The organism is Kosakonia quasisacchari (genome assembly GCF_004331415.1).
GTDB lineage: Bacteria > Pseudomonadota > Gammaproteobacteria > Enterobacterales > Enterobacteriaceae > Kosakonia > Kosakonia quasisacchari.
On record NZ_SJOP01000016.1, the window covers coordinates 20,776 to 47,599 of the forward strand.

22 protein-coding genes and 1 other RNA gene are annotated in these 26,824 nt (G+C 52.1%); 6 read left to right on the forward strand and 17 right to left on the reverse strand.

The features are described from left to right. Positions 1–387 precede the first annotated feature (387 nt). On the forward strand, positions 388–1,128 hold the full coding sequence (locus E0L21_RS16860; RefSeq protein ID WP_131411483.1) for an EAL domain-containing protein: 741 nt from the start codon (positions 388–390) through the stop codon (positions 1,126–1,128). 65 nt (positions 1,129–1,193) lie between these two features. On the opposite strand, the gene E0L21_RS16865 is transcribed toward E0L21_RS16860, so the two are convergent. The 4 genes from E0L21_RS16865 to ydiJ form a co-directional block, all read right to left on the reverse strand. Beyond that, positions 1,194–1,544: a hypothetical protein gene (locus E0L21_RS16865; protein ID WP_235855251.1), complete on the reverse strand. Its 351-nt coding sequence runs from the start codon at positions 1,542–1,544 to the stop codon at positions 1,194–1,196. Between the two features lie 71 nt (positions 1,545–1,615). Further along, a complete protein-coding gene (gene lpxP, locus E0L21_RS16870) occupies positions 1,616–2,530 on the reverse strand; it encodes a kdo(2)-lipid IV(A) palmitoleoyltransferase (RefSeq protein ID WP_165501923.1) in 915 nt (304 codons plus the stop codon). A gap of 210 nt (positions 2,531–2,740) precedes the next feature. Then, on the reverse strand, positions 2,741–3,151 hold the full coding sequence (gene menI / locus E0L21_RS16875) for a 1,4-dihydroxy-2-naphthoyl-CoA hydrolase (RefSeq protein ID WP_131411489.1): 411 nt from the start codon (positions 3,149–3,151) through the stop codon (positions 2,741–2,743). After that, complete coding sequence (gene ydiJ / locus E0L21_RS16880; RefSeq protein WP_131411491.1) at positions 3,148–6,204, reverse strand: D-2-hydroxyglutarate dehydrogenase YdiJ; 3,057 nt, start codon at positions 6,202–6,204, stop codon at positions 3,148–3,150. The genes menI and ydiJ overlap by 4 nt, the downstream gene beginning before the upstream one ends. A 208-nt stretch (positions 6,205–6,412) precedes the next feature. Between ydiJ and ydiK the strand changes: the two genes are divergently transcribed. Both ydiK and rprA read left to right on the forward strand, forming a co-directional pair. Continuing rightward, positions 6,413–7,519: an AI-2E family transporter YdiK gene (ydiK, locus tag E0L21_RS16885; protein ID WP_131411493.1), complete on the forward strand. Its 1,107-nt coding sequence runs from the start codon at positions 6,413–6,415 to the stop codon at positions 7,517–7,519. A gap of 189 nt (positions 7,520–7,708) precedes the next feature. Then, positions 7,709–7,816: antisense sRNA RprA (gene rprA, locus E0L21_RS16890), an RNA gene on the forward strand. 19 nt (positions 7,817–7,835) lie between these two features. Here the strand turns inward: rprA and E0L21_RS16895 are convergent. The 4 genes from E0L21_RS16895 to ppsA form a co-directional block, all read right to left on the reverse strand. Further along, positions 7,836–8,042: a hypothetical protein gene (locus tag E0L21_RS16895; RefSeq protein ID WP_131411495.1), complete on the reverse strand. Its 207-nt coding sequence runs from the start codon at positions 8,040–8,042 to the stop codon at positions 7,836–7,838. Positions 8,043–8,628: 586 nt separating this feature from the next. Then, complete coding sequence (locus E0L21_RS16900; protein ID WP_131411497.1) at positions 8,629–11,001, reverse strand: glycoside hydrolase family 3 N-terminal domain-containing protein; 2,373 nt, start codon at positions 10,999–11,001, stop codon at positions 8,629–8,631. Then, positions 10,998–12,401, reverse strand: a complete 1,404-nt coding sequence (locus E0L21_RS16905; protein ID WP_131411499.1) for an MFS transporter — start codon at positions 12,399–12,401, stop codon at positions 10,998–11,000. The genes E0L21_RS16900 and E0L21_RS16905 overlap by 4 nt, the downstream gene beginning before the upstream one ends. 217 nt (positions 12,402–12,618) lie before the next feature. Then, positions 12,619–14,997 carry a phosphoenolpyruvate synthase gene (gene ppsA / locus E0L21_RS16910; protein WP_131411501.1) on the reverse strand — a complete coding sequence of 793 codons (2,379 nt, stop codon included), beginning with the start codon at positions 14,995–14,997 and terminating at the stop codon, positions 12,619–12,621. 331 nt (positions 14,998–15,328) lie between these two features. Between ppsA and ppsR the strand changes: the two genes are divergently transcribed. From ppsR to hemP, 3 genes are all read left to right on the forward strand, one after another. Then, entirely contained in the window at positions 15,329–16,162 is an 834-nt protein-coding gene (gene ppsR / locus E0L21_RS16915) for a posphoenolpyruvate synthetase regulatory kinase/phosphorylase PpsR (RefSeq protein WP_131411503.1), read from the forward strand. Between the two features lie 154 nt (positions 16,163–16,316). Continuing rightward, positions 16,317–17,363, forward strand: a complete 1,047-nt coding sequence (gene aroH, locus E0L21_RS16920) for a 3-deoxy-7-phosphoheptulonate synthase AroH (RefSeq protein ID WP_131411505.1) — start codon at positions 16,317–16,319, stop codon at positions 17,361–17,363. A gap of 141 nt (positions 17,364–17,504) precedes the next feature. After that, positions 17,505–17,696, forward strand: coding sequence for a hemin uptake protein HemP (hemP, locus tag E0L21_RS16925; protein ID WP_131411507.1), 192 nt, complete (start codon positions 17,505–17,507; stop codon positions 17,694–17,696). Between the two features lie 7 nt (positions 17,697–17,703). Here hemP and selO read toward each other — a convergent pair whose 3' ends face one another. The 9 genes from selO to pheS all read right to left on the reverse strand — a co-directional run bounded on the left by selO (position 17,704) and on the right by pheS (position 26,823). Then, positions 17,704–19,146 carry a protein adenylyltransferase SelO gene (selO, locus tag E0L21_RS16930; protein ID WP_131411509.1) on the reverse strand — a complete coding sequence of 481 codons (1,443 nt, stop codon included), beginning with the start codon at positions 19,144–19,146 and terminating at the stop codon, positions 17,704–17,706. A gap of 61 nt (positions 19,147–19,207) precedes the next feature. Then, positions 19,208–19,921 (reverse strand): EAL domain-containing protein, encoded by a 714-nt coding sequence (locus E0L21_RS16935; protein ID WP_131411511.1) that lies wholly within the window; start codon positions 19,919–19,921, stop codon positions 19,208–19,210. 253 nt (positions 19,922–20,174) lie between these two features. Then, on the reverse strand, positions 20,175–20,639 hold the full coding sequence (locus tag E0L21_RS16940; RefSeq protein WP_131411513.1) for a C40 family peptidase: 465 nt from the start codon (positions 20,637–20,639) through the stop codon (positions 20,175–20,177). A gap of 78 nt (positions 20,640–20,717) precedes the next feature. Further along, positions 20,718–21,467, reverse strand: a complete 750-nt coding sequence (gene btuD, locus E0L21_RS16945; RefSeq protein ID WP_131411515.1) for a vitamin B12 ABC transporter ATP-binding protein BtuD — start codon at positions 21,465–21,467, stop codon at positions 20,718–20,720. After that, complete coding sequence (locus E0L21_RS16950; RefSeq protein ID WP_131411517.1) at positions 21,467–22,018, reverse strand: glutathione peroxidase; 552 nt, start codon at positions 22,016–22,018, stop codon at positions 21,467–21,469. The genes btuD and E0L21_RS16950 overlap by 1 nt, the downstream gene beginning before the upstream one ends. A gap of 34 nt (positions 22,019–22,052) precedes the next feature. Next, a complete protein-coding gene (gene btuC / locus E0L21_RS16955) occupies positions 22,053–23,033 on the reverse strand; it encodes a vitamin B12 ABC transporter permease BtuC (RefSeq protein ID WP_131411519.1) in 981 nt (326 codons plus the stop codon). Between the two features lie 100 nt (positions 23,034–23,133). Then, a complete protein-coding gene (gene ihfA, locus E0L21_RS16960) occupies positions 23,134–23,433 on the reverse strand; it encodes an integration host factor subunit alpha (RefSeq protein ID WP_006820203.1) in 300 nt (99 codons plus the stop codon). Between the two features lie 4 nt (positions 23,434–23,437). Then, complete coding sequence (pheT, locus tag E0L21_RS16965) at positions 23,438–25,825, reverse strand: phenylalanine--tRNA ligase subunit beta (RefSeq protein WP_131411521.1); 2,388 nt, start codon at positions 25,823–25,825, stop codon at positions 23,438–23,440. 14 nt (positions 25,826–25,839) lie between these two features. Next, on the reverse strand, positions 25,840–26,823 hold the full coding sequence (pheS, locus tag E0L21_RS16970) for a phenylalanine--tRNA ligase subunit alpha (RefSeq protein ID WP_007374647.1): 984 nt from the start codon (positions 26,821–26,823) through the stop codon (positions 25,840–25,842). Position 26,824 lies beyond the last annotated feature (1 nt).

The window sequence follows — 26,824 nt, forward strand, 5'->3', positions numbered from 1 at the left end:
AGTATTTACGCATTGTCAGCAAACATCTTACTCATGGTTAATATTGCTCATTCACTCGTGGTTTATTGTCGTAACCTAAACTTCGAGCAGGAACACGTTAAGCATATTCACGGCGAATTCTCTTTCTCGCTATAAAACAACAACCTAATGCAAACTAAATGCGATAAATACGATCATAAAATCGGCGAAATATAAATAAGAAGAATAAACCACTTTGCCAATTTATAGATTTAAGCGATCATTTTCATGATAGCAATAGATACAGGCTATCAAAATAGGATAATCGATCATTCAAAACAATTTTCAATCGTTATCCGGGCCTGTGTAGAATTGAAAATTGTCCATTAGGAATGTCCTGATCTTTTGAGTGGGGGCTAAATTAGGGAAATGAAAATTAACACACTGGAAATTAAAGGCAAAAAATTCCTGATGACGGCAGAGTTTCACCCCATCATTAATCTTTCAGGAAAAAATATTCTCAGCTATCAAGCAGTGGCACAATTTTTTAACACTGAGGATTTTCTCATTCCCGCAAAGCAGATAGCAACGCTGTTCGAAGAAACGGCGGTCATCAGAAAAGTAACCGATTTTATTTTTGAGGTTATTTGTCACGTTCTAAAAATGAAGGAAACAATGGTGGTTTCATTCATTTTATCGCCGCAGTTGATTAATGATATGGGTTATCTCACCCAGCTCAGAGAACGCTGCCAGCGCAATAATATTGCCCCGCAGCGTATCGAAATAGAAATCAGCGACAAAATTACTTACTCTCAATTTATCAGTAGCTTACCTTTATTAAAGAAAGCCAAAGAAGACGGTTTTATGGTATCACTCGGAAAGTTTGGCAGCGGACATGACCATGCGGAGCGCCTGCAGCTATTTGCATTCAATACCATTAAAATCGATCGTTCCATTGTTGATGGTATCGCCCGTCACCCGGCAAAACTTTCTACACTGCACCGTTTCATTGACAACGTGATACCTGCCGGTACGAACGTTATCTGTGAAGGCGTAGATAGCGCCGCCGACCTCGCTCTGCTTAACAGATATAACGCTGGCGGTATTCAGGGATACACATTTTCCCGCCCGCTAACTTTTAAGCAGCTCCAGCTACTGGAAGGGTTGTGAGCTCACACAAAAGCCGCTGGCGGGTGATCGGGTAAACACTCAGCATCAAACAGGCAACGCTTGTGCTATTCCTCTTCGTTTTCGCGTGTGCAGATGATCGCTTTATCGTTAGTATGCTTGCTATCCGCATAGAAGAAGGCTTTTTTACCCGTTTCAATCTGCGTGATGATATGAATCGCCGCCCAGTTGGTATCCTTGTTTTGATCCTGGCTGTCGGTATAAATCAGCGAGCGCCCGGAATATTGATCGGAAATGTCATACGGCTTCTCCTGTGGGTTCGTGTAATGTCGGCCATTGATAGTGAGCCCATCGGGTTCGACGCTGGCACGGTATTCATCACACTGCAGCGTGATACCCGCAGCAGATGAATACGCCGATAACATGGCTAAACAGCAGCCCGCAATAAACTTGACCATAACCATCCCATATACGTCTTGTTGGCAACAGAATAATACAACGCCCCTAAGAAGGGGCGCGTTAACAAAGGTTAGTTATAAAGCGAAGGTTCGCCGACCGGGCGAGTTTTAAAGCGCCGGTGGATCCACAGGTACTGCTCCGGTGCGCGCAGAATTTCGCGCTCAATCACTTTGTTCATGTAGCTGGCGGCGGCGAACTCATCCTCAACCGGATAGTCATTCAGCGCCTGGCCGATATGCAGCGAATAACCGGAGAAATCCTCTTTGCGCACCATCGTGACCGTCAACATTTTTGCCCTGGAAAGGCGCGATAAAACATATGTGCCGTTGGTGGTTGCCGCGTTTTTAACACAGAAGAACGGTGCGAAAATACTGCCTTTGCGCCCGTAATCCTGATCCGGCGCGAACCAAACGGCTTCACCTTGTTTCAGCGCATTGACCAGCCCCTTCAGATTACGGCGATCAATCATCGATTTATTTGAACGCATACGCCCGCGCGTCTGCACCCATTCCATCAGCATATTATTATGGGGACGGTAAGTTGCCATCATTGGCTGACAGAGCCCCATTACGCGCCCACCCAGCTCCAGCGACATAAAATGCACACCAACCACCATTACGCCACGCTGGCTGGCCTGAGCAGCCTGCAAATGCTGATAACCTTCGACATCAAACCAACGGCGTACACGTTTATCCGACCAAAACCACGCCATGCCGGTTTCAATCAACCCCATGCCCAATGACATAAAATTTTTCGCGATCAGCCGCTCGCGCTGCTCATCATTCATATCGGGAAAGCATAATTCGAGATTACGGCGAGCGATACGCTCACGCCGTTGCAGAAATCGGCGTGATTGCCGACCCAGCCCCGCGCCAAGGCGGGCAAGAATAGGATAAGGAAGTTGAACGAGAAGCCAGAGCAAACCTAACCCGGCCCATGTCACCCAATGTCGCGGGTGTAAAAATGCAAACTTGAACGATGTCATCACTGTTACCTAAAAGCCTCTATTCAGTAGCGCTTAAGAGACAATGAATCACTTCATCAAGTCATTACGCGTTACAATCACTCGCTCCGGTTGCAGGCAACTGAGCGATATATCCATTGCTGAGCAATATAGCACGGAGGGCTAAAATCTTAAGCCAGGAATAATGAATAAAACATGAAGTTTTTTCGGCGGCATAACCGCCGAAAATGATCAGACAATGGCCGTGGTCAACCGGGATGAACAACACAAGCGGGATTGTTCGTCGTAAATATCGATTTGCCAGACCTGGTGCCGACCGCCCGTATGCAACGCCCGACAAACGCCGCGCACGCGCCCGCTGCGCACCGAGCGCAAATGGTTGGCATTAACCTCCAGCCCCACCACCTTCTGCTCCCCCTCCGTACACAGATAGCCAGCAACAGAACCGAGCGTTTCCGCCAGCACCACCGACGCGCCACCGTGTAGCAGACCAAACGGTTGATAGGTTCGTTGATCCACCGGCATACTCGCCTCAAGCGCATCGTCACTGATACGCTCAAAACGAATATCCAGAAGCCCCACCATATTGCCATCGCCCATTGCATTCAGCGCTTCCAGCGTAACCGCGCGTTTCCAGATCATCCCAAAATCTCCAGTAAAGCCTGTAGTGGATGGCGCACGCCATTCCCTTCGATTCGTTTAACCTGGCTGCGACAAGAGTAGCCGGTCGCCAGACAGCGATTCCGCGGCAAACGTTGCATCGCCTGATGCCAGGAAAGCTCATAAATGCCCAGCGAACTGGCATGGTTCTTCACTTCATGTCCATATGTTCCGGCCATACCGCAGCAACCAACGCTGACATTTTCCAGCACTGCGCCAAAGCGCGCAAAAATCGACGCCCATTGCCCTGTCGCGCCGGGTAGCGCAGTCACTTCGGTACAGTGGCCGAACAGATACCAGGGTTCGCCGCTGGGCACTCGCTCACCGATGTTATCCAGCGCCGCGGGCAGCCATTCATGCACCAGTTGCACATGAAAATCACCGCGCTTATCGCCTAACGCCAGCTTGTACTCATCGCGGTAGCAGAGCACCAATGCGGGATCAACACCTACCATCGGCATGCCCAGTTGTGCTACGCGGTTAAGGAAATCTGCGGTTTTTTGCGCCGTTTTGGCAAAGCGATCCAGAAAACCTTTAATGTGTTGCGCCTTGCCATTTGGCGAGAAAGGCAGCACCACCGGCTGGAAGCCCAGCCGTTCGACCAGACGAACAAAATCGGTCACCACCTGCGCATCATAGTAGCTGGTAAACGGATCCTGCACCACCAGCACGGTTTTCACTTTCTGCGCGGCATTGAGCTGCTCAAGCTGCTCAAGCGTCATGTTCGCGGTGCGATGCCCGACCATCTGATGCTGCAATGACGGCACCGACAGCAGCGGCAAATCCACCATGCCGATATGCTTCGCGGAAAGGGAACGTACCCACGGCTGGCTCATAAAAAAGTTAAACGTTTTCGGCGCGCGCGCCATCAGTGGCGCATAGCTCTCGACCGTGGCAACCAAGTGGTCGCGTACCGGGCGCAGATAACGGCTGTGATAGAGCTGTAAAAAGCGTGACCGGAACTCCGGCACATCAATCTTGATCGGGCACTGCGTTGAGCACGCTTTACAGGCCAGGCAGCCGGACATCGCCTCTTTGACTTCATGCGAGAAATCATACTCACCGCGACGTGCGTGCCAGCTATTGCGCGTACGCTCAATTAATGTACGCAAACTGGCCCGTTTTTCCGGCAACTCTTTTTCCAACTTAATGGGGTCGATCCCACGATCTGCTAGCAGACGCAGCCATTCGCGCACCAGCGTTGCCCGCCCTTTTGGCGAATGAATACGGTTCGCCGAGATTTTCATCGAGGGGCACATCGGGCTTTTCACATCGAAGTTAAAGCACAAGCCATTACCGTTACACTCCATGGCGCCACGCCATGACGAACGCACAGCGATGGGAATTTGCCGATCAAGCGTACCGCGTTTGACGTCATCCACCTTCTTCATCGGGGCATCGATGCCTTCAGGCGGGCAGATTTTACCGGGATTTAGGCGGTTTTCCGGATCAAAGGCCGCTTTGATTTTGCGTAACTCACCATATAGCTGCTCGCCAAAAAAGGCCGGGCTATATTCTGCGCGAAAACCTTTCCCGTGTTCGCCCCACAGCAAACCGCCATATTTCGCCGTCAACGCGACCACATCATCGGAAATGGATTTCATCAACACTTCTTGCTGCGGGTCGCACATATCCAGCGCCGGCCGCACGTGCAGCACCCCAGCGTCAACATGACCAAACATGCCGTAGCTCAGGCCGTGCCCATCAAGTAGCGCACGGAATTCAACGATGTAGTCCGCCAGATGTTCCGGCGGCACGCAGGTATCTTCCGCAAAGGGAATCGGCTTAGCCGCGCCTTTGGCGTTACCTAACAGACCCACGGCTTTTTTACGCATGGCATAAATGCGCTCAATGCCCGTCAGATCTTCACACAATTGCCAGCCAATCACGCCACCTTCACCATTGGCCATTAACGTATCGAGACGCTGGCACAGCGACTGCACTTGCGCATCAATCAGCGGCTGATCGTCACCGGCAAACTCAACAATATTCAGGCCAAGCAGAGTCTTATCCGGCACATCGGTGATCAGGTCTTTTACCGAATGCCAGACAATGTCTTCACGCGCCAGGTTAAGCACTTTCGAATCCACGGTTTCGACGGATAGCGCACGCGCTTCCACCATAAATGGTGCATTGCGCAGCGCGGAATCGAAAGAGTCGTATTTGATGTTCACCAGACGGCGAACTTTTGGCAGCGGCGTGATATCAAGGCGCGCTTCGGTAATAAACGCCAGCGTCCCTTCTGAGCCGGTCAGAATGCGGGTTAAATCAAATTCGGTCATCTCGTCGTTAAACACATGACGCAGATCGTAACCGGTGAGAAAACGGTTCAGTTTGGGGAATTTATCCAGAATCAACTGGCGGTTATGACGACAGCGTTCCAGCACCGTTTTATAGATCCTCCCGATAGCGGTGCTGGTATTACCCAGCGTTTCTGCTAGCGCCACCGGCATCGCCTGCGTATCGAGGATATCGCCGCCCAGCAACACAGCGCGGACACCCAGCACATGGTCGGAGGTTTTCCCGTAAACCAGAGAACCCTGACCGGAGGCGTCAGTGTTGATCATTCCCCCTAAGGTCGCACGGTTGCTGGTCGACAGCTCTGGCGCGAAGAAGAAGCCATAAGGTTTCAAATACTGGTTGAGCTGATCTTTGATAACGCCCGCCTCAACGCGCACCCACCCCTCTTCGGGGTTAATTTCCATAATGCGGTTCATATAGCGGGACATATCAACGATGATGCCCTGGTTCAGTGCCTGGCCATTGGTGCCGGTTCCGCCGCCGCGCGGAGTAAAGACCAGCGTGCGAAAACGCGGCTCGGCAGCGAGGCGTGTGATCAAGGCAACGTCGGACGTTGAACGAGGGAAAACGACGGCATCGGGTAATAGCTGGTAAATACTGTTGTCTGTCGCCATCGTTAGCCTGTCGGCATAGCTGGTGGCGGTATCACCGGTAAAACCTTGTTGCTCCAAAGCCTGCAAAAAATTCAGCACCAGTTGAACGACGCCCGGTGCCTGGGAAATCTGTGGGATCATTATGCTTGACCCTGCCTGACTGTTAGTGTTGTGAATAGTTAATCGTTTGCTTTAAGCATTCATCGTTGTATCACATTTTTTTCTTATGCGCCCATGAGAATTACAGGCAGAATCAGACTGTCCAAAACCGCTGAAATCATTAATCATTATCACTGGTGATTTCCAGAAACACCGAATTTTCAGCCACTCAATAAGGTGAGTAAATCGTATGGTTGATCTACGTCAGTCCAGGGATGTACCGCAAATCATGCTGTCGGTACTGTTTTTAGCAATCATGATTATCGCCTGTTTGTGGGTCGTCCAGCCCTTCATCCTCGGTTTTGCCTGGGCGGGCACGGTGGTGATCGCCACTTGGCCACTGCTGGTGCGCCTGCAACGCGTGCTGTTTGGCCGCCGCTCGCTGGCGGTGTTAGTGATGATGCTGCTGTTAATCCTGCTGTTTATTATTCCGGTCGCACTACTGGTTAATAGCCTGGTGGACTCCAGCGGCCCGGTGATCCACGCCATCAGCACCGGTGCCATGTCACCGCCGGATTTAGCCTGGCTTAACAGCGTTCCTTTCATTGGTGAGAAGCTCTATGCGGGCTGGCACAGCCTGCTGGATATGGGCGGCAGCGCCATTATGGCCAAGCTGCGCCCGTACGTAGGCGCGACAACCACCTGGTTTGTCGGCCAGGCCGCACATATCGGACGTTTTATGCTGCACTGCGGCCTGATGTTGCTGTTCAGCGCCCTGCTCTACTGGCGCGGTGAGCAAGTTGCCAGAGGGATCCGGCATTTTGCCATTCGCCTTGCCGGAAAACGTGGCGATGCCGCCGTGCTGCTGGCAGGCCAGGCGATCCGCGCCGTAGCGCTGGGCGTGGTGGTCACCGCGCTGGTGCAGGCCGTACTTGGCGGCGTTGGACTGGCCATTTCCGGCGTGCCCTACGCTACGTTGTTTACCGTGGTCATGCTGATGACCTGTCTGGTGCAGCTCGGGCCGTTACTGGTACTGGTCCCGGCCATTATCTGGCTTTACTGGAGCGGAGATTCCACTTGGGGCACCGTGCTGCTGGTCTGGAGCTGCGTTGTCGCCACGCTGGATAACTTCATCCGCCCGGTACTGATCCGCATGGGCGCGGATTTACCGCTGATCCTTATTCTTTCAGGGGTCATTGGCGGACTGGTCGCTTTCGGCATGATTGGCCTGTTTATAGGTCCGGTATTACTGGCGGTCTCCTGGCGGCTATTCTCCGCGTGGGTGAATGAAGCGCCCGAACCGACAGCAACAGATAATGCATTAAGCGAAGTCGACAATGTAGATAACCCTTCCTGAAAATAATTGAGGCGGGGTAGCCCGCCTTAATTATTATTAAGCACTACTTATCATTTCAAACGCGAAACCCCATTCAGATCCCTCTGAAAGCGGAATAATGCGCGGTTTAACCTATATATTCTTCACGTCCGTTTAACTAATGAGACGAATCTGATCGACGCAAAAAATCGACATGCCTACTATTAGCTCACGGTTATAAATCAACACCTTGATTTATAAACATGGAAATCCCCTGAGTGAAACAACGAATTGCTGTGTGTAGTCTTTGCCCATCTCCCACGATGGGCTTTTTTTTCGCCACTTTCAGTTCAGGCACTTATTTGCCGGATGCAGACGCGCTCCCCTTGCTGCTCACCGCGCAGGCACCATTATCAATAGCCGCACCAATCGGTAGATAATCGAATGCTAAATGCATCGTGCTCACATCGTGTCCGTCACAGGCACGAATATGATCGTTATAAGACGCGCAGCCATTAAGCCCCGCGCATGCGAGCACGATAAACATGAATAAAAAACGTTTCATTTGAATAACCTCACGACTATTGCAGGCAAATAAAAGATATATGCTTTCCGCTACAGCGAAATAAAAACTGCAATAGTTAATAAATTAAAACGACGAAAAGACAATTAACATATACCCGCTTACGTATTTACCTGTGCCAGCTGCTGATAAGATTATGCTGAGACAGCACGTGATCAACGACGTTACGTAACCGGCCCTGCAATGCTCTATAAATCCTGCGTTCGCCCGCGTAGTTCACCCACCGGATACCGTCGGGTTCAACTTCGACAAACCCCGTCACGCCATTACAAATAAAATGGACATAATGGCGCTCAGCTATTTTCCCCATTACGTAAAACCTCAATATAATTTTCTCTGCAAGCACAGAAGAAAATAGAAAACCACGAACAGATAAGTCACTGGAGAGAATTATATGCAGGGTAATTATCAATACAATAAATATATACCAGGGGCAGGCACAAATAGCTTACGATCACACAAATACCTTACGCAATTGTAAGCCATGCAGCGCGGTTGTTATTTCAGCAGGGTTATTGTTGCCCGTTTGTGCAAAAAATAGCCCATCATTCGATGGGCTACGATTTTATCACTGGCTGACTTCGCACTGGCTCATCATTTTCCAGGCGGAGGGAAGTTCGCGGGTTTCGCCGTAAACGTTCACCGTGAGCGTTGCGCGGATATCAGCAGATGAGGCACCCATTTGCAGCTCAAACTCACCCGGTTCGACAATGCGCTGCCCGTCACGACGCGTAAAGTTGAGCATATCCACCGGCACGATGAACGTTAGCGTTGCCGTTTCACCTGGCGACAACGCCACACGCTGGAACGCTTTTAGCTCATGTACCGGGCGCACCATCGACGCTACCTTGTCCCGGACATACAACTGCACTACCTCGCTGCCGCTGCGCTCTCCGGTATTTTTCACCTGCACCTGTACGCGAATATCGCCATCGATCGCCACATCTGGCGTCAGCAGCACCGGGTTCACATACGCAAACTGCGTCCAGGTTTGTCCGTAGCCAAAGGGGTAACGTGAACCAAAATGGAAGGCAAATGGCGTACCGCCGCTTTTCAGTTTGTGGTTGTAATAATAGGGCATTGCACCAGCGCTTTTCGGCACGCTGACAACCAGACGTCCCTGCGGCTCTGCTCGCCCGGTCAACACATCGGCAATCGCCCAGCCACCCTCCTGCCCCGGTGCCCACGCCATCAACCATGCGGCAACGCGCGACTCCAGCCCTTGCAGGTTATAAGGCCGCCCACCGGTCATGACCACGACTACCGGTTTCCCGGTTGCCACTAACGCCTCCAGCAACTGTTGTTGCACACCCGGCAACGTCAGACTGTCCGTGTCAGAACCTTCCCCCACCGTCCCGCTCTGGAACAACCCGGCAAGATCGCCCACGCAGGCAATAATCACGTCGCTTTCTTGCACTACGCTAACCGCGTGCGGGATCAGGCTCAAATCCACGGAGACCGGCGACTGCTGCATCGGTTTGCCCGAAGCGTCTCCAGGGAAAACGGGGGCACCTGCCATACGTTTTTCAATAATATGGCAGCCTTTGGCATAGCGGACGTTCCCCTCTCCCAGCGTCTGGCGTAGCGCCGCAAGCGGTGTGGTGACCTGCGTGGTCTCCTCCAGCATATCGCTGATGATCAAATGCACCGGAAAACTGTAGCCGCTGAGCAAAGCCAGCGGATCGTCGGCGGTCGGGCCAATCACCGCCACCTTCGGCGAACCGTTCAACGGCAGGATGCCGTTATTTTCCAGCAGCGTCATTGAACGCGTAGCGACCTCACGTGCTACCTGCCGCGTCTCAACCGACTGCAAGTCGATGCCCTGTTCATCGGTATAGGGATGCTCGAACAAACCGAGACGAAATTTCACTTCCAGTACGCGAGCGACAATTTCATCCACTTTTGCCATGGAAATAAGGCCGCGCTCGACGGCCTCTGTCAAATGGCGCGCACCGTCATCTTTTGGCAGTTCAACATCCAGCCCGGCATTAAATGAGAGCGCAGCGGATTCTGCGGCATCGTGAGTCACGCCATGATGTTGATGCAACAGGCTGACACCGCCGTAATCGGCCACAATAATGCCATCAAAGCCCCACTGTTCACGCAGCAAGGTGGTGAGCAAGAAGTGGTCACTGTGTCCCGGCTGGTTATCAATGTCATGATAGGCTGGCATTACCGATCCGGCTTTCGCCAGTTTCACCGCCATCTCGAACGGCAGCAAAAAGATGTCGTTCAGCTCGCAAAAGCCCAGGTGCACAGGCGCATGGTTACGTGCGCCTTCGCTAAACGAGTGACCAACGTAGTGTTTGAGCGTCGCCAGCATATCGCCCTTTTCACCCTGCAGACCTTTCACGTAGGCGCAAGCCATCACCCCCACTAACCATGGATCTTCGCCAAATGTCTCTTCCGTGCGCCCCCAGCGGACATCGCGCGAGACATCCAGCACCGGAGCCAGCCCCTGCTTGCAACCGGTTGATCGCGCTTCCAGCCCAATATGATGAGCGGCACGCTGCACGAGTTGCGGATCCCAGGTGGAGCCGTAGTTCAGCGAGGAGGGAAATAACGTCGCGTCTTTACACAGTAAACCAACCAAACACTCCTCATGGAACAGCGCCGGGATACCCAGTCGCGTCTCTTCCACTAGCGTTTTTTGCAGCCGATTAGCCGCGCGCACGCCGCTTTTTGCCTCCACAATATGCGTGCCCAGCGGGCGGGTTATCTGCCCGACCCCCAACGTAAGCCGCTGCGCCAGCGCCGCCTGAGCACTGACACCGGCAAATTCATCACTGAGATCGGTACGCTCGCGGTGATTACCCTCTTCTGAGAGCACCAGCCACAAAGCATGCATTTGCGCGAATTTTTCTTCCGGCGTCATCCGCGCCAGTAAGTCTGCCACGCGTTCAGCTACGGGGCGGTGTGCGTCCTTGTAAATTGCGGTCATCGGGTCACTCCTGTGTGATTGAAATCCGGGGAGGTTTGCGGTGCGGTATCGCGGTCATCGCGTTTGCGTATTAACTCTTGCGCGATACTGTCGGCAACCTGGCTATTCAGTTTGTAGCGGGTCAGCAGCAGCGCCATGCAGATAAACAGCAGGCAGGGGATCAGCGTAAACAGCGCGTTAATGGTCGTCAGCACCGTCGCACTCTGGGCTGCCTGGTTCGGCGCATAGTCCACTGCGCCAAGTACCCAGCCTACCACTGCGCCGCCGAGCGCCAGGCCAAACTTAATGGCGAACAACGCCGTAGAGAACACCAGTCCGTCAAGACGACGCCCGCTGCGGTGCTCTTCATAATCGACAACGTCAGAGAACATGGTCCATTGCAATGGCGTGGTCAGATTCTGAATAAAGCTAAAAACGATATTGAGGCCAAAAATAAGCCACACTTGTGAAGGTGGAATAATAAAGATCAGCGCAGCGAAAACGACGAAGGTAATAATTGTCCACTGGTAGGCGCGTACCCGGTCGAATTTCCCTAACAACCGTGCCGATAATAGCGCTCCGCTTAGGGCAGCGATCATGCCAGACACAATAAAGGTAAACACCATATCCGGGCGCTGTAATACATATTTGACGTAATACATTGTGGCAGAACCGCGCGTCACCACAGCGGTTAACAGCAAAATATTAAACAAAAAGACAATGCGCCACTGCGTATTTGCCGTCAGCAGTTTGAGATCGCTGAGCAACGAACCGGAGCTATCATTGCGCGGCGTAAAACGCTCGCGGGTCATAAAGAAACAGCCAAAGAACAGAAAAATGCCTAACACGCCCATCATGCTCATGGCATAGAAATACCCTTTTTGATCGTTACCCGCCCCCAGATGCGCCACCAGCGGCAGAGCAATAACGGTTACGATCAGACCGCCGATAAACGACAAACCAAAGCGCCAGGACTGCAGAGAGTGGCGCTCGTGCGGATCCATCGTCAGTGCACCGGGCATCGCGCAGTAAGGCACGTTAATCGCAGAATAGATAAAACTAAGGATGGCGTAAGTAACGCAGGCATAGAGGATTTTTGCCGTTGCCCCTGCGTCCGGGACATAAAAGGTAATAATGCAGCTCACACCAAACGGTATTGCAAACCACAGCAGCCAGGGGCGAAAACGCCCGTGCCGCGTTTGTGTGCGATCGACCAGTGCGCCGATACAAGGATCGACAAAAGCATCAATTGCACGCACGACCAAAAACATGGTTCCCATAATTGCGGCGGGTAACCCAAACACATCCGTATAGAAATAAGCGAGAAACAGCGTTGCGGTTTGCCAGACCAGGGCGCTTGCCATATCACCCAGACCGTAACCTATTTTGTCTTTTGTACTCAGGACAGAGGAGATTGTCATTTTTATTAGCCTTGTGAGGTCAAAAAATATTTCAACATGGCGCGACAGATTAACGTCGCGCTGCTCACTACAGGCTCAAGTATTGGAAGAAGCCTACGAGGGGACAATTGCAATAATTGCCAGGCTTTTTACGTTTTTTAGTAATTGTGATCGCCGCCGAGTTCGCGGCTGAAATAAAAAAATCCCCGACATTATGCCGGGGATTTTACTTTCGCCTTTATTTTTTCAGTTCGGCGAGGCTTAACCAGGTCTGCACAACGGTATCCGGATTGAGCGAGAGGCTATCAATGCCCTCATCCATCAACCATGCAGCAAAGTCTTCGTGATCCGAAGGTCCCTGCCCGCAAATACCGACATATTTTCCCTGCTTTTTCGCCGCACGAATCGCCATGGAAAGCAGCGCTTTCACCGCATCGTTACGTTCGTCGAACAGTTCAGAGACCACGCCAGAATCGCGATCGAGGCCCAGCGCCAACTGGGTCATGTCGTTGGAGCCGATAGAGAAACCATCGAAATACTCGAGGAACTGCTCCGCCAGCAGCGCGTTCGACGGGATTTCGCACATCATGATGATTTTCAGGCCATTCTCACCGCGTTTCAGCCCCTGACGCGCCAGCTCATCAACGACCGCTTTTGCCTGTTCAACGGTGCGGACAAACGGGACCATGATCTCGACGTTGGTCAGCCCCATCTCGTTACGCACGCGTTTTACCGCTTCACATTCAAGAGCGAAGCAATCGCGGAAGCTGTCCGCCACGTAACGACCGGCACCACGGAAGCCAAGCATCGGGTTCTCTTCTTCCGGCTCGTAACGCTCACCGCCAACCAGATTGGCGTATTCGTTCGATTTAAAATCGGACAGACGCACAATCACGCGTTTAGGCCAGAATGCTGCACCCAGCGTCGAAATACCTTCCGTCAGGCGACCGACATAAAACTCAACCGGCGAATCGAAGCCTTTCATCATTTCGCGGATTTCGTTTTGTAATTTCGCGTCCTGGTCATCAAACTCCAGCAACGCGCGCGGATGCACACCGATCATACGGTTAATGATGAATTCCAGCCGCGCAAGGCCTACGCCTTCGTTTGGCAGGCAAGCAAAATCGAAGGCGCGATCCGGGTTGCCGACGTTCATCATGATCTTCAGCGGCAGATCCGGCATAGTGTCCACGCTTGAACTTTTCACGCTGAAATCCAGCAGATCGGCATACACGTAACCGGTATCGCCTTCGGCGCAGGAGACGGTAACCTTCTCGCCGGTTTTAATGCGTTCCGTCGCATCGCCGCAACCCACCACCGCCGGAATACCTAACTCACGCGCAATGATCGCCGCGTGACAGGTTCGACCGCCGCGGTTGGTGACAATGGCCGCCGCCTTTTTCATGATTGGTTCCCAATCCGGGTCGGTCATGTCGGTAACCAGCACATCGCCCGGCTCGATCAGGTTCATCTCGCTGATATCGTGAATCACTTTCACCGTGCCTGCGCCAATGCGATGCCCAATAGCACGGCCTTCAGAGATAATGCGCCCCTGGGCATGCAGCGTGTAACGCTCCATCACCTGGCCACGCGAGCGCACCGTTTCCGGGCGCGCCTGTACAATAAACAATTTGCCAGTATGACCGTCTTTCGCCCATTCAATATCCATTGGACGGCCATAATGTTTCTCGATTTGCACCGCCTGCTTCGCCAATGCTTGTACTTCTTCATCGGTCAGGGAGAAGCGATCGCGATCGGCCTGCGCAACATCCTCAATTTGCACCTGCTTGCCATGTTCTTGCGTCGGCGCATAGATCATGCGGATTTTCTTCGAGCCCATGGTACGGCGCACAATGGCCGGACGATTTGCCGCAAGCGTTGGCTTGTGAACATAGAACTCATCAGGGTTAACGGCGCCCTGCACCACCATTTCGCCCAGCCCCCAGGCAGAGGTGATAAACACCACCTGATCAAAACCGGATTCCGTATCGATGGTGAACATCACGCCAGAAGAGCCGATATCCGAACGCACCATGCGCTGCACACCGGCGGAAAGCGCTACGCCGCGGTGATCGTAGCCCTGGTGCACACGATAGGAGATGGCGCGATCGTTAAACAATGATGCAAACACATGCTTAACCGCCACCAGCACGGCGTCATACCCTTGCACGTTGAGGAACGTTTCCTGCTGACCAGCAAACGAGGCATCCGGCATGTCTTCTGCTGTCGCAGAAGAGCGCACCGCGAAAGAGGCTTCAGCGTCGTCTTCGGAGAGTTTGGCATAGGCTTCGTGAACAGCTTTTTCCAGCTCGGGCTGGAAAGGCGTGTCGACAATCCACTGGCGGATCTGCGCACCGGCTTTTGCCAGTTCGGAAACATCATCGATGTCGGTTTTATCCAGTAATTCGTAAATGCGCTGATTTAGCCCGCTTTGTTCCAGAAACTGGTTAAACGCATCGGCCGTGGTTGCAAACCCATTCGGTACGGAAACACCCACACCGGACAGATTAGTAATCATTTCACCAAGGGAGGCATTTTTGCCCCCAACTCTGTCTACATCATTCATGCCGAGTTGGTCATACCAAAGCACCAGCGGAGACGAGCCATTGTTGGACATCGAAACAATCCTTTTGTGATATATGAATGGGTAAAAACGTCGAACTACTTTTTTATCCTGGCATAATTAATTCCGTTGAAAAAACGGTGAATCGTGTAAGCAATTACGATTTCTGGTTTTTCGGATAGATTCCCATCAATAAATCACCTTGAGTAATTTCTCATTTTTGTATCTCCTTATTTTTTATAGGGGAAACTAAAAAAATGAACCATAGAGTTCATTAAAAATAAAAACACCATTTCATTTTGAAAATGAGAAAAAGGAGATACGCATGCGAAGGGTTTTAATTTATGCTTTCAGAGAATTACGCATGTCATTCAGGATGGGTTAAATGGACAGTTCAGTTGATCGCCACGTCTTTTATATTTCTGATGGAACCGCTATCACCGCTGAAGTATTAGGCCATGCGGTAATGTCACAGTTCCCGGTTGCCGTCAGCAGTATTACGCTGCCGTTTGTAGAAAACGAGAGCCGTGCCCGTGCCGTCAAAGAACAAATAGACGCCATTTACCAGCAAACCGGCAATCGCCCACTGGTGTTCTACTCCATTGTGATACCGGAAATTCGCACCATTATTTTGCAAAGCGAAGGATTTTGTCAGGATATCGTCCAGGCACTGGTTGCGCCGCTGCAGGAGGAATTAAAACTCGATCCGACCCCCATTGCGCACCGGACACATGGGCTTAATCCAGGCAATTTAACGAAATATGACGCGCGTATAGCGGCAATTGATTACACCCTTGCGCACGATGACGGTATTTCTTTACGTAATCTTGATCAGGCACAGGTGATTTTACTGGGCGTTTCCCGCTGTGGAAAAACACCGACCAGTCTGTATCTGGCGATGCAATTTGGTATTCGCGCAGCAAATTATCCTTTTATTGCCGACGATATGGATAACCTCGTACTTCCTGCTGCGTTAAAACCACTGCAGCATAAATTATTTGGTCTGACCATTAATCCGGAACGTCTTGCCGCTATTCGTGAAGAGCGCCGGGAAAATAGCCGCTACGCGTCGTTGCGCCAGTGCCGGATGGAAGTCGCAGAAGTGGAAGCGCTTTACCGCAAGAATCAGATCCCCTGCCTTAATAGTACCAACTACTCTGTTGAAGAAATTGCCACCAAGATGCTCGATATTATGGGGTTGAATCGCCGCATGTACTAACAAGCTAGTACATTGATTCAACCTGCGCTATGATACGGCCCGGAAATGTGATGTGCTTTGCAACCCCTCTTGAAATAAGCCGGGATTGGTTTAAGGTGTTGCGCATCACTTCCGGCATACCTGCCGATGAAGCACCTAATTTTTGAGATTCTTGATGAACAAAACCGATGAACTTCGCACTGCGCGTATCAACAGCCTGGTGACACCAGCTGAACTTGCGCAGCGCTACCCTGTTACCTCAAAGGTAGCGGAGCATGTGACCGTATCCCGTCGGCGGATAGAAAAAATCCTGAATGGTGAAGATCGCCGCCTGTTGGTAATTATTGGTCCCTGCTCGATTCACGATCTTGACGCCGCCATTGATTACGCGAGCCGTTTACAAGTTTTACGTGAAAAACACCACGCGCAGTTGGAAATAGTCATGCGCACCTACTTCGAAAAACCACGCACCGTAGTGGGCTGGAAAGGGCTGATTTCCGATCCGGATCTGAACGGCAGTTACCGCGTGAATCACGGTCTTGAATTGGCACGTAAACTCCTGTTGCAGGTCAATGAGCTGGGAGTGCCCACCGCGACCGAATTTCTCGATATGGTAACCGGTCAGTTTATTGCCGATTTAATTAGTTGGGGAGCGATTGGTGCGCGCACCACTGAAAGCCAGATCCATCGGGAAATGGCCTCAGCGCTTTCTTGCCCGGTCGGTTTTAAAAATGGCACAGACGGAAACACCCGTATCGCCGTTGACGCGATCCGCGCTTCACGCGCCAGCCATATGTTCCTCTCGCCCGATAAAAGCGGGCAAATGACCATTTATCAGACCAGCGGCAACCCGTACGGCCACATCATTATGCGTGGCGGTAAAAAACCGAATTATCATGCCCAGGATATCGCCAGCGCGTGCGATACGCTGCGCGAATTTGGTTTACCGGAACATCTGGTGGTGGATTTCAGCCATGGCAACTGCCAGAAAGAGCACCGCCGCCAGTTGGATGTCTGTGACGACATTTGTACACAAATACGTAATGGCTCGATGGCGATCTCTGGCGTGATGGCGGAAAGTTTCCTGCAGGAAGGCACGCAAAAAATCGTCAGCGGCCAGCCGCTGGTATACGGGCAATCCATTACCGACCCATGTCTGAACTGGGAGGACAGCGAACTGCTGCTGGAAAAACTCGCAACTGCGGTTGCCACCCGCTTCTGATCTTTCCCGCCAGTAACGCCAGAATTACGCGTTCCCCCTACTTTTTCCTGGGGGAACTGCGTTTATGTAAATAATCAACCTTGCTTCATATCGCCATACTATTGATAATCATTATCATTGTTGGTTTGTTTTTAAACGGATATGTCGCAAATGGATAGCACGCCTGCATCACCCGTCACGCCTCAAGAAAAGCCCACACACATCAATCCAACCGATCGCCGCATTCACAGCCGCTCACTATTAGGTGATGAAGGGCGCATCGTTATTGAGCACAACGGTCAGCAATACCTGCTGCGCCAGACGCATGCCGGAAAATTGATCCTGACAAAGTAGGCCGTTTTCAACTCGAACAGCTCACTTCCAGCCGTTTGCCCCAGTCAGGCGGGCGGCTGACATAATCATCGCTGCGATCGCTGAAGGGCTGCCGTAGTGCCTCATGAAGCCGTTCCAGCTCACTGCTATCGCCTTTCTCTGCGGCATCAATGGCGCGCTGCGCCAGCCAGTTTCGCAATACCATTGCCGGATTAACACGTTGCATATGCGCCTGTCGCTGTGCGTCTTCGATATTTTCCGGCTGTAAGCGCGCCCGATACTGGGTAAACCAGTCATCAAATGCGCCGCGATCGATAAACTCATCGCGTAACGGCGACGAAGCACTTTGCTGCTCAGTCAGGCTGAGCATGCGGAACGTACGCGTATAATCGCTGCCTTCGCGCGCCATCAGGGCAAACAGCGAATTCAGAAGATCGTTATCCCCTTGCTGCCGAGTAAAAAAGCCCAGCTTACTGCGCATTAACAGGCCATATTCGGTGAGTAACTGGTGTTGGTAATCATCCAGCGCAGCGTTTAAGTCCTCAACAGCAATAAAGGGCGATAACGACTGGGCTAAACGCTGGAGATTCCAGAGCGCCACCGCCGGCTGGTTTTCAAAGCTGTACCGCCCCTGGTAATCAGAGTGGTTGCAGATAAAACCGGGCTGGTAATCATCAAGAAAACCGAACGGGCCATAGTCGATCGTTAAACCAAGAATCGACATGTTATCGGTATTCATTACGCCGTGTGCGAACCCTACCGCTTGCCAGCGCGCAATCAGCTGCGCGGTACGTCGCACAACATCCCGGAACCATGCGACATATTTATCGCTCTCGTTTTGCAATTCCGGCCAGTGATGATGGATAACAAAATCAGCCAGTTGACGGACTTTTTGCGGATCGCGTCGGTAGTAAAAATGTTCGAAATGACCAAACCGCACATGGCTTTCGGCAATACGCATCAGCATCGCGCCCTGCTCCTGCGTTTCACGCATGACTGGCGTATCGCTGGCCACAATGCTTAATGCGCGTGTGGTCGGGATCCCCAGATAATGCATCGCCTCCGAAGCCAGACTTTCGCGGATGGTTGAGCGCAGCACCGCGCGGCCATCCCCCATGCGCGAATACGGCGTCAGCCCGGCACCTTTCAAGTGCCAGTCGCGGGTTGTGCCATCCGGGAGCTGTTGCTCGCCGAGCAAAATCCCACGCCCATCGCCCAATTGCCCGGCCCAGACACCAAACTGATGCCCACTGTAGACCTGCGCCAATGGGGACATGCCGGGTAACAGCGTTTCACCGCCCCAAATGCCTGCTCCCGAGGCCGGATGAAACAGCGCGTCCGGTACAGCCAGCGAATGTGCCAACGGCTTATTGCGCCACAGTAGCCGGGCGTTGTGCAGCGGCGTTGGGGATAATGCGGTATAAAAATCTGGCAACTCATCTCGCCAGTGGGTAGTAAAAGACAGGGTCATGGTTCCTCCTGCCTTTAGTGTAGTGCTAACGTTGATGTTTAAACACCGGACAAAAGCAGGGCTATGGCTGCACCAGCGTCGTTAATTGTTCGACGGTGACAGGTGGCCACATTGCGCCCTGCATAGCGCTGAAGGGAAAAGCTGACGCCCGGTTGAGTGCGTGTTCATCATCGATGCCTGCAATCATCAAAGAATCACAATAGGGTTCAAGTTGCGAAACAATCACCCGCATAAAAGGTTCGAATGAAGCAGAAACCAGCCGTTGATGAACAAAATTTTTATCCAATACCACCCGCTTAAACAAGCCATCAAAAATGGCTTTTGTTGAAGCGGTACCGGCACCAAAATTAGCCAGTACCAGTGAATATTGTTTCGCCAATAGAAACAATGGATGATTATCTTTTCCCTTATTTAAATCGGGAAAATTCTCATTAATGGTAAATTCGAGAAAAGGAAATTTCCTAATGTTTGTCGCAAGCGTTTCATCTGCCAGCAGGACATCAACTAAAGAGGGTGCAATATTAATCCAGGCCGTTAATTGATGTTGGATAAAAAAGAGTTGGCAGGCTTCAAGCAGTGCCAGTTGTTCATTGAACAAGGTGAGTATTTCTGCAGGTGTCAGGCGTGGAATGACCAGCTCCGTAGGCGTGCGGACATTGCTGTCGGGCCCCACAAAGTTCACGATAATTTCCAGTCCCCGTAGCATTCCGTTACTTTTTCTCGCAGGCAGTAATAGAAGCTCAGAGCGATATGTGTCATCCAGCGATACTATCATTGCGCCAGCCCCGCATTAAGGGTGATATCCGGCATTGTCAAACACAGGTGAAGATATTTCAAATGTATTGTTTTAAATGAGATTAACTTCATTTTTTTCCCGTTTTATTTTTTGGTTTCTCCTTAATCTTTATTAGCCTGATAACGAATTGATGGATGTCCAGATCCCAATGTACACAGATCTTAATTAATATAAACGTGATTAATTAGTGGAAATTTCCTGGTTTAAAAAAAGCCCTTGCGGGCTTTATCATTCAGATGCGACGTGCTTGCCAGAAATTTTTACGCCAGTAGACATTATCCAGCGAAGAACGCATCACTCCCCGGCTGGTTGAAGCATGAATAAATTCATTATCCGTATCGTAAATTCCAACGTGCAACCCACTGTCGCCGGAACCGGTTTTAAAGAAAACTAAGTCGCCAGGCAACAAATCATCTTTATCGATTTTTGTGCCGATTTCCGCCTGCTGCCGCGTCTCGCGTGGCAGTTGCAAAGAAAACTTATCGCGAAACGTCATCATAACAAAGCCAGAACAATCAACGCCGGAACGGCTCATTCCACCGTAGCGATACGGCGTACCGTGCCACTGGCTAAGTTGATCATTCAGGCCAGCAATAACGGTTATCGAATCGGACAATCTTGGGTTTGGCGGCGGCGCGCGATGAGAACTACATCCTGCGAGGAATAGCGCCACTGCCAGCAAAAACCAGATACGCATCCTGGATCAAGCCTCTTTGTTTCTTTTTCTCAGAATAATCTACCGTGTGAATCAGATACGTGGCAAGTCACGTTTTCGTCACGTTGCAGGGATCAGCACGCGGTGACCTTCCACATCCAGTTGGCGAAAAGCCAAACCATACGCCATCGCCAGATGTGATGGCGTCAATACCTCGGTCTGTCGCCCGCTCATTAATAATTTGCCAGCGCTGAGTAGCCACACCTGGCGTGCATGACGCAGTGTATGGTTCAGATCGTGGCTACTCATCACCACGGTGATACCGGCGGCGACCAGCTCGTTTAAAAGTTTATCCAGTGCAGCCTGCTGCGCAACATCGAGGCTATTCATCGGCTCATCCAGCAATAAAAGCTCCCCGGTAGGGTTACCGGCGGGGTGAATTTGTAAAATCACCGCCGCTAAGCGCACCCGCTGCCACTCACCGCCTGACAGGTGATTAACCGCCCGCCCCAGCTTATCGCCAAGACCGAGCTTGCCCGCAATCTGTGCAAGGATCGCGGTTTGTGCATTATCGCGCTGATGAAGCGTCAAGTACTGCCAGACAGGCATCGCGAACGGCGGTGTCTGCTGCTGGGCCAGGTAAGCACGATGCTGCGCCAGTTGCGATGCTGGCCACTGCGTCAGATAACGAGCATTAAACAGCACGCTTCCCTGCCCGCTTGATAACCCAGCAATGCGTACCAGCAGTGTGCTTTTCCCCGCACCATTCGGCCCGACAAGATGCAGGATTTCTCCCCGGCCGACCGATGCCGTTATTGGCCCCAGCCTGCCGGGTTCAGCCACATCCTGAAGCTGCAAGAGCATCGACATTACTTCGCAAGCGCCTGTTTCACCGCCTCAACGAGAATCGGATCTTCCGGGGTCATATCCGGAGAGAAGCGTTGAATCACGTTGCCGTCACGACCAATCAGGAATTTTTCAAAATTCCACAGAATATCGCCAGGCTCTTTCGGCGCACGACCTTTGCTCTCCATGCGTTCGTAGAAACCACTTCCCTCGGGTGTAACAGCCTTCGGCGCTGCGGCAATGAGTTTTTTATACAACGGGTGGCGCGCTTCGCCATTGACATCGATTTTGCTAAACAGCGGAAAGGTTACGCCATACGTGGTGCTACAAAAGGTTTTGATCTCCTCTTCTGAACCCGGTTCCTGGCCAAGAAACTGGTTGCAGGGAAAACCGAGCACAGTGAAGCCTTCGTTTTCCCATGCTTCCTGAATCTTCTCCAGCTGTTCGTACTGCGGCGTCAGCCCACATTTAGAGGCGACGTTGACCAGCAGCAACACCTTGCCGTGGTAACCTGCAAGCGTTGTCTGCTCACCATCAATAGTCTTAACCTCAGTATTCAGAATATCCTGTTGCATAGCGTACCCTTGATAAATGTTATGGATTATGGGCTCAACGCCCGGCTCTCAATAATAGCCAGATAAATACCGGCGCGCCCAGCGTTGACGTCACAACACCTATCGGCAACTCGGCCGCACTGAGCGCCAGACGCGCTATCACATCGGCAAATAAGAGTGCTACCGCCCCTGCCAGCGCGCAGCCTGGCAACAATGCCCGATGATCGGTCAAACCGCACAGGCGTAAGATATGTGGGATGACCAGACCGATAAAACCAATTGACCCTGCCAGCGCGACGCTTACGCCTACCAGCCAACCCGTGGCTATTACCAACACGTTTCGCCATAACCACATCGGTAACCCTAACTGGCGCGCAGAAATGTCTCCCAGCGCCAGCATATTCAGTGGCTGAGACTGGAAACAGACCCAAATGATGACCGGCACCAGCGCCACCATCAGCCAACTTTGTTGCCAGTCCACCCCGCCGAAACCGCCCATCATCCAGTACATAAGCTGGCGCAAATCGAAGGAGGAAGAGAAATAGACGGCCCAGGTCATCAATGCGGTACAGATGATACCCAACGCGACGCCAGCCAACAGCAAACGGCTGGTTGAGATGTGGCGGCGCGCGAAACGCAGCAGGATTAGCGTCACAACAAGTGCCCCGGCGATTGCACAAACGCCCAGCGCCCAGCCAGGCAGCAATCCGCCGCCCAGCAATACAGCAGCAATTAACCCAACACCTGCACCGCTGGAGACGCCAAGCAACCCAGGCTCCGCAAGCGGATTTTCAAATAGCGCCTGCATCACCGCACCGCACAACGCCAGTGCAGCTCCAACCAACAGCACGGCCAGCGTACGCGGCAAACGAATTTGCCAGACAAACAATTGCCCATCAGGTGTAAACCAGGCGTTGGGATAAATCCATTGATCGCCCGCGCAGAGACTAAACAGCAGCGCGAAGAGTAAGAGCAGCAGCAATCCACCCAGCCAGCGGCGGTTGCGTTGCTGTTGAAGATGAGCGTATGCCAGCATGTTTTCCGTTTTATTAGTCAGCAAGGCCACTGATTTTAAGGTTGATGCCGGATGCTGAAAAGAAAAAAGGCCGCGATGCGGCCTTTTTAATTAGTTCATATCATTCAGCTTTGGGCGAAGCGTTTTCGACACGGCTCTTTAACTTCTGGCCGGGTCTGAAGGTCACCACGCGCCGGGCTGTAATGGGAATATCTTCGCCCGTTTTTGGATTACGACCCGGACGTTGATTTTTGTCGCGCAAATCGAAATTGCCAAAGCCGGAGAGTTTTACCTGCTCACCGTTTTCCAGAGCACGACGGATCTCTTCGAAAAACAGCTCTACCAGCTCTTTTGCGTCCCGTTTGCTAAGCCCAAGCTTATCAAACAGATATTCTGACATTTCAGCTTTTGTAAGCGCCATAGGTTCAATCCCTCAATGATGCCTGGAATCGCTCTTTTAATGCCTCTACACATCTGGCAACGGTAGCGGCAATCTCCTCTTCTTCGAGTGTACGGCTGGTATCCTGAAGGATCAGGCTAATGGCAAGGCTCTTATACCCTTCCGCTACACCCTTACCGCGGTACACGTCAAACAAGTTTACGCCAACTACCTGATTTACGCCAACTTTCTTACATTCGTCCAAAACATCTGCTGCAGGCACATTTTCTGCGACCACGACAGCAATGTCACGGCGGTTCGCCGGGAAGCGCGAAATCTCCTGCGCCTGAGGAACGACGCGGTCTGCAAGCGCATTCCACTCCAGTTCAAATACCAGTGTGCGGCCGTTCAGATCAAGCTTACGTTCCAGTTCCGGGTGAACAACACCAATAAAACCAATGCGCTTATCTTTCAGATAAATCGCTGCAGATTGGCCGGAGTGCAGTGCAGGATTGGTTTCAGCGCGGAATTCAACGGCGGAAAGTTTACCCGTAAGTTCCAGTACGGACTCGAGATCGCCTTTTAAATCGAAGAAATCGACGCTGCCTTTTACCAAGTCCCAGTGCTCTTCATAACGGTTACCGCAAATCGCACCCGCCAGCATCACATCCTGACGGATGCCAAGATTAGCTTGCGTATCAGGCACAAAGCGAAGGCCCGTTTCGAAAATACGCACACGGCTCTGCTGACGGTTCTGGTTATAAACAATAGTGCCAAGTAAACCGGTCCACAGAGAGAGACGCATCGCCGACATTTCGCTGGAGATGGGGCTTGGCAGGATGAGAGCTTCCTCGCCCGGATGAATCAATTGCTGCAGCTTAGGATCGACAAAGCTATAAGTAATGACTTCCTGGTAGCCTTTATCGTTAAGGATGGTTTTAACGCGCTTCAGCGACAGGTTTGCTTCGCGGTGTTCACCCATAATCAGACCAGCCTGCACAGGCTCATCGGGAATATTATTGTAGCCATAAATGCGAGCAACTTCTTCGACCAGATCTTCTTCGATTTCCATGTCGAAACGCCAGCTCGGGGCAACAGCCAGCCACTCATCCTGTCCTTTCGTGACGTCGCAACCGAGACGGTTCAAAATATCGCTGACCTGCTCGTCGGAAATATGATGTCCAATCAGGCGATCCAGTTTGCTACGGCGCAGACGGATAGTTGCACGTTTCGGCAGCGTAGCTTCGTTCGTGACATCAATCACCGGGCCGGCTTCACCGCCACAGATGTCGAGCAGTAGACGTGTTGCGCGTTCCATCGCTTTGTATTGTAACTGCGGGTCGACACCACGTTCATAGCGGTGAGAGGCATCAGTGTGCAAACCGTGACGGCGCGCGCGGCCAGTGATTGACAGCGGGTTGAAGAAAGCACATTCCAGCAGCACATTTTGCGTTTCGCTGTTCACGCCAGAGTGTTCGCCACCAAAGATACCGCCCATCGCCAGAGCTTTGTTATGGTCGGCAATCACCAGGGTATCCGCGTTCAATTTTGCTTCATTACCGTCCAGCAGCACCAGGGTTTCGCCCTCTTTCGCCATACGCACCACGATGCCGCCATCCAGACGATCGCGGTCAAACGCATGCATCGGCTGCCCCAGTTCCAGCAGAACGTAGTTGGTCACGTCCACAACGGCGTCAATCGAGCGAATGCCGCAACGGCGCAGCTTCTCTTTCATCCACAGCGGTGTTGGCGCTTTGACGTTGATACCTTTCACTACACGGCCAAGGTAGCGCGGACAGGCCTCTACCGCTTCTACGGTAATCGGCAGCGTATCGGCGATGGTAGCGGCTACAGGTGCGATATCCGGCGCGATCAGAGGAGATTTGTTTAGCACCGCAACATCACGCGCCACACCAATGATACCGAGGCAATCTGCACGGTTTGGCGTAACGCTGATTTCGATGGTGCTGTCATCAAGTTTTAAATATTCACGGATATCAGTACCGATCGGCGCATCGGCTGGCAGTTCAATAATGCCGTTATGATCGTCAGAAATCCCCAATTCGGAGAAAGAGCAGAGCATGCCTTCCGAAGGCTCGCCACGCAGTTTTGCCGCTTTGATTTTAAAATCGCCCGGCAATACCGCACCGACAGTCGCGACCGCGACTTTGAGCCCGAGGCGGCAGTTTGGCGCGCCACAGACGATGTCCAGCAGACGTTCACCGCCCACGTTTACTTTCGTTACGCGCAGTTTATCGGCGTTCGGGTGCTGAGCGCACTCCATCACTTCGCCAACGACCACGCCATTAAACGCACCGGCAACCGGCTCAACACCGTCGACCTCGAGGCCCGCCATGGTGATTTGCCCGCACAGCGCTTCACTATCAATGGCGGGATTAACCCATTCGCGTAACCACAGTTCACTGAATTTCATTGTTTTGCCTGCCTTTATTTAAACTGTTTGAGGAAACGCAAATCGTTTTCGAAGAACGCGCGCAAGTCGGTGACACCGTAACGCAGCATAGTCAGGCGCTCCATACCCATACCGAATGCAAAACCTGAATACACTTCTGGATCAATACCGACGTTACGCAGTACATTCGGATGCACCATCCCACAGCCGAGCACTTCCAGCCATTTGCCGTTCTTACCCATTACATCGACTTCCGCAGAGGGCTCAGTAAACGGGAAATAGGACGGGCGGAAACGGATCTGCAAATCTTCTTCAAAGAAGTTACGCAGGAAGTCGTGCAGCGTGCCTTTCAGATTGGTGAAGCTGATATTTTTATCAACAATCAACCCTTCCATCTGATGGAACATCGGAGTGTGCGTCTGGTCGTAGTCGTTACGATACACTCGGCCCGGGGCAATAATGCGGATCGGTGGCTGCTGATTTTCCATCGTGCGGATCTGCACGCCTGAAGTCTGGGTGCGCAGCAAACGGGTTGCGTCAAACCAGAAGGTGTCGTGATCAGCGCGCGCCGGGTGGTGGCCCGGGATGTTCAACGCATCGAAGTTATGATAATCATCTTCGATTTCCGGACCGGTGGCGACAGTAAAGCCAAGCTCACCGAAGAAGCTTTCGATGCGGTCGATAGTGCGAGTCACCGGATGTAAACCGCCATTCTCCACACGACGCCCCGGCAGCGACACATCAATAGTTTCCGCTGCCAAGCGTGCATTTAAAGCCGCATTTTCAAGATCGGATTTACGCGCGTTCAGCGCTTGCTGCACTTGCTCTTTCGCTTCGTTGATCACCGCCCCCGCAGCCGGGCGCTCTTCTGGCGGCAGCTCACGCAGGGTGGTCATCTGAAGGGTCAGGTGCCCTTTCTTGCCCAGGTATTCGACGCGTACGTTGTCCAGCGCGGCGACATCTGAAGCATCGTTAATGGCTGCCTTCGCACTGGCAACCAGCTCTGCGAGATGTGACATG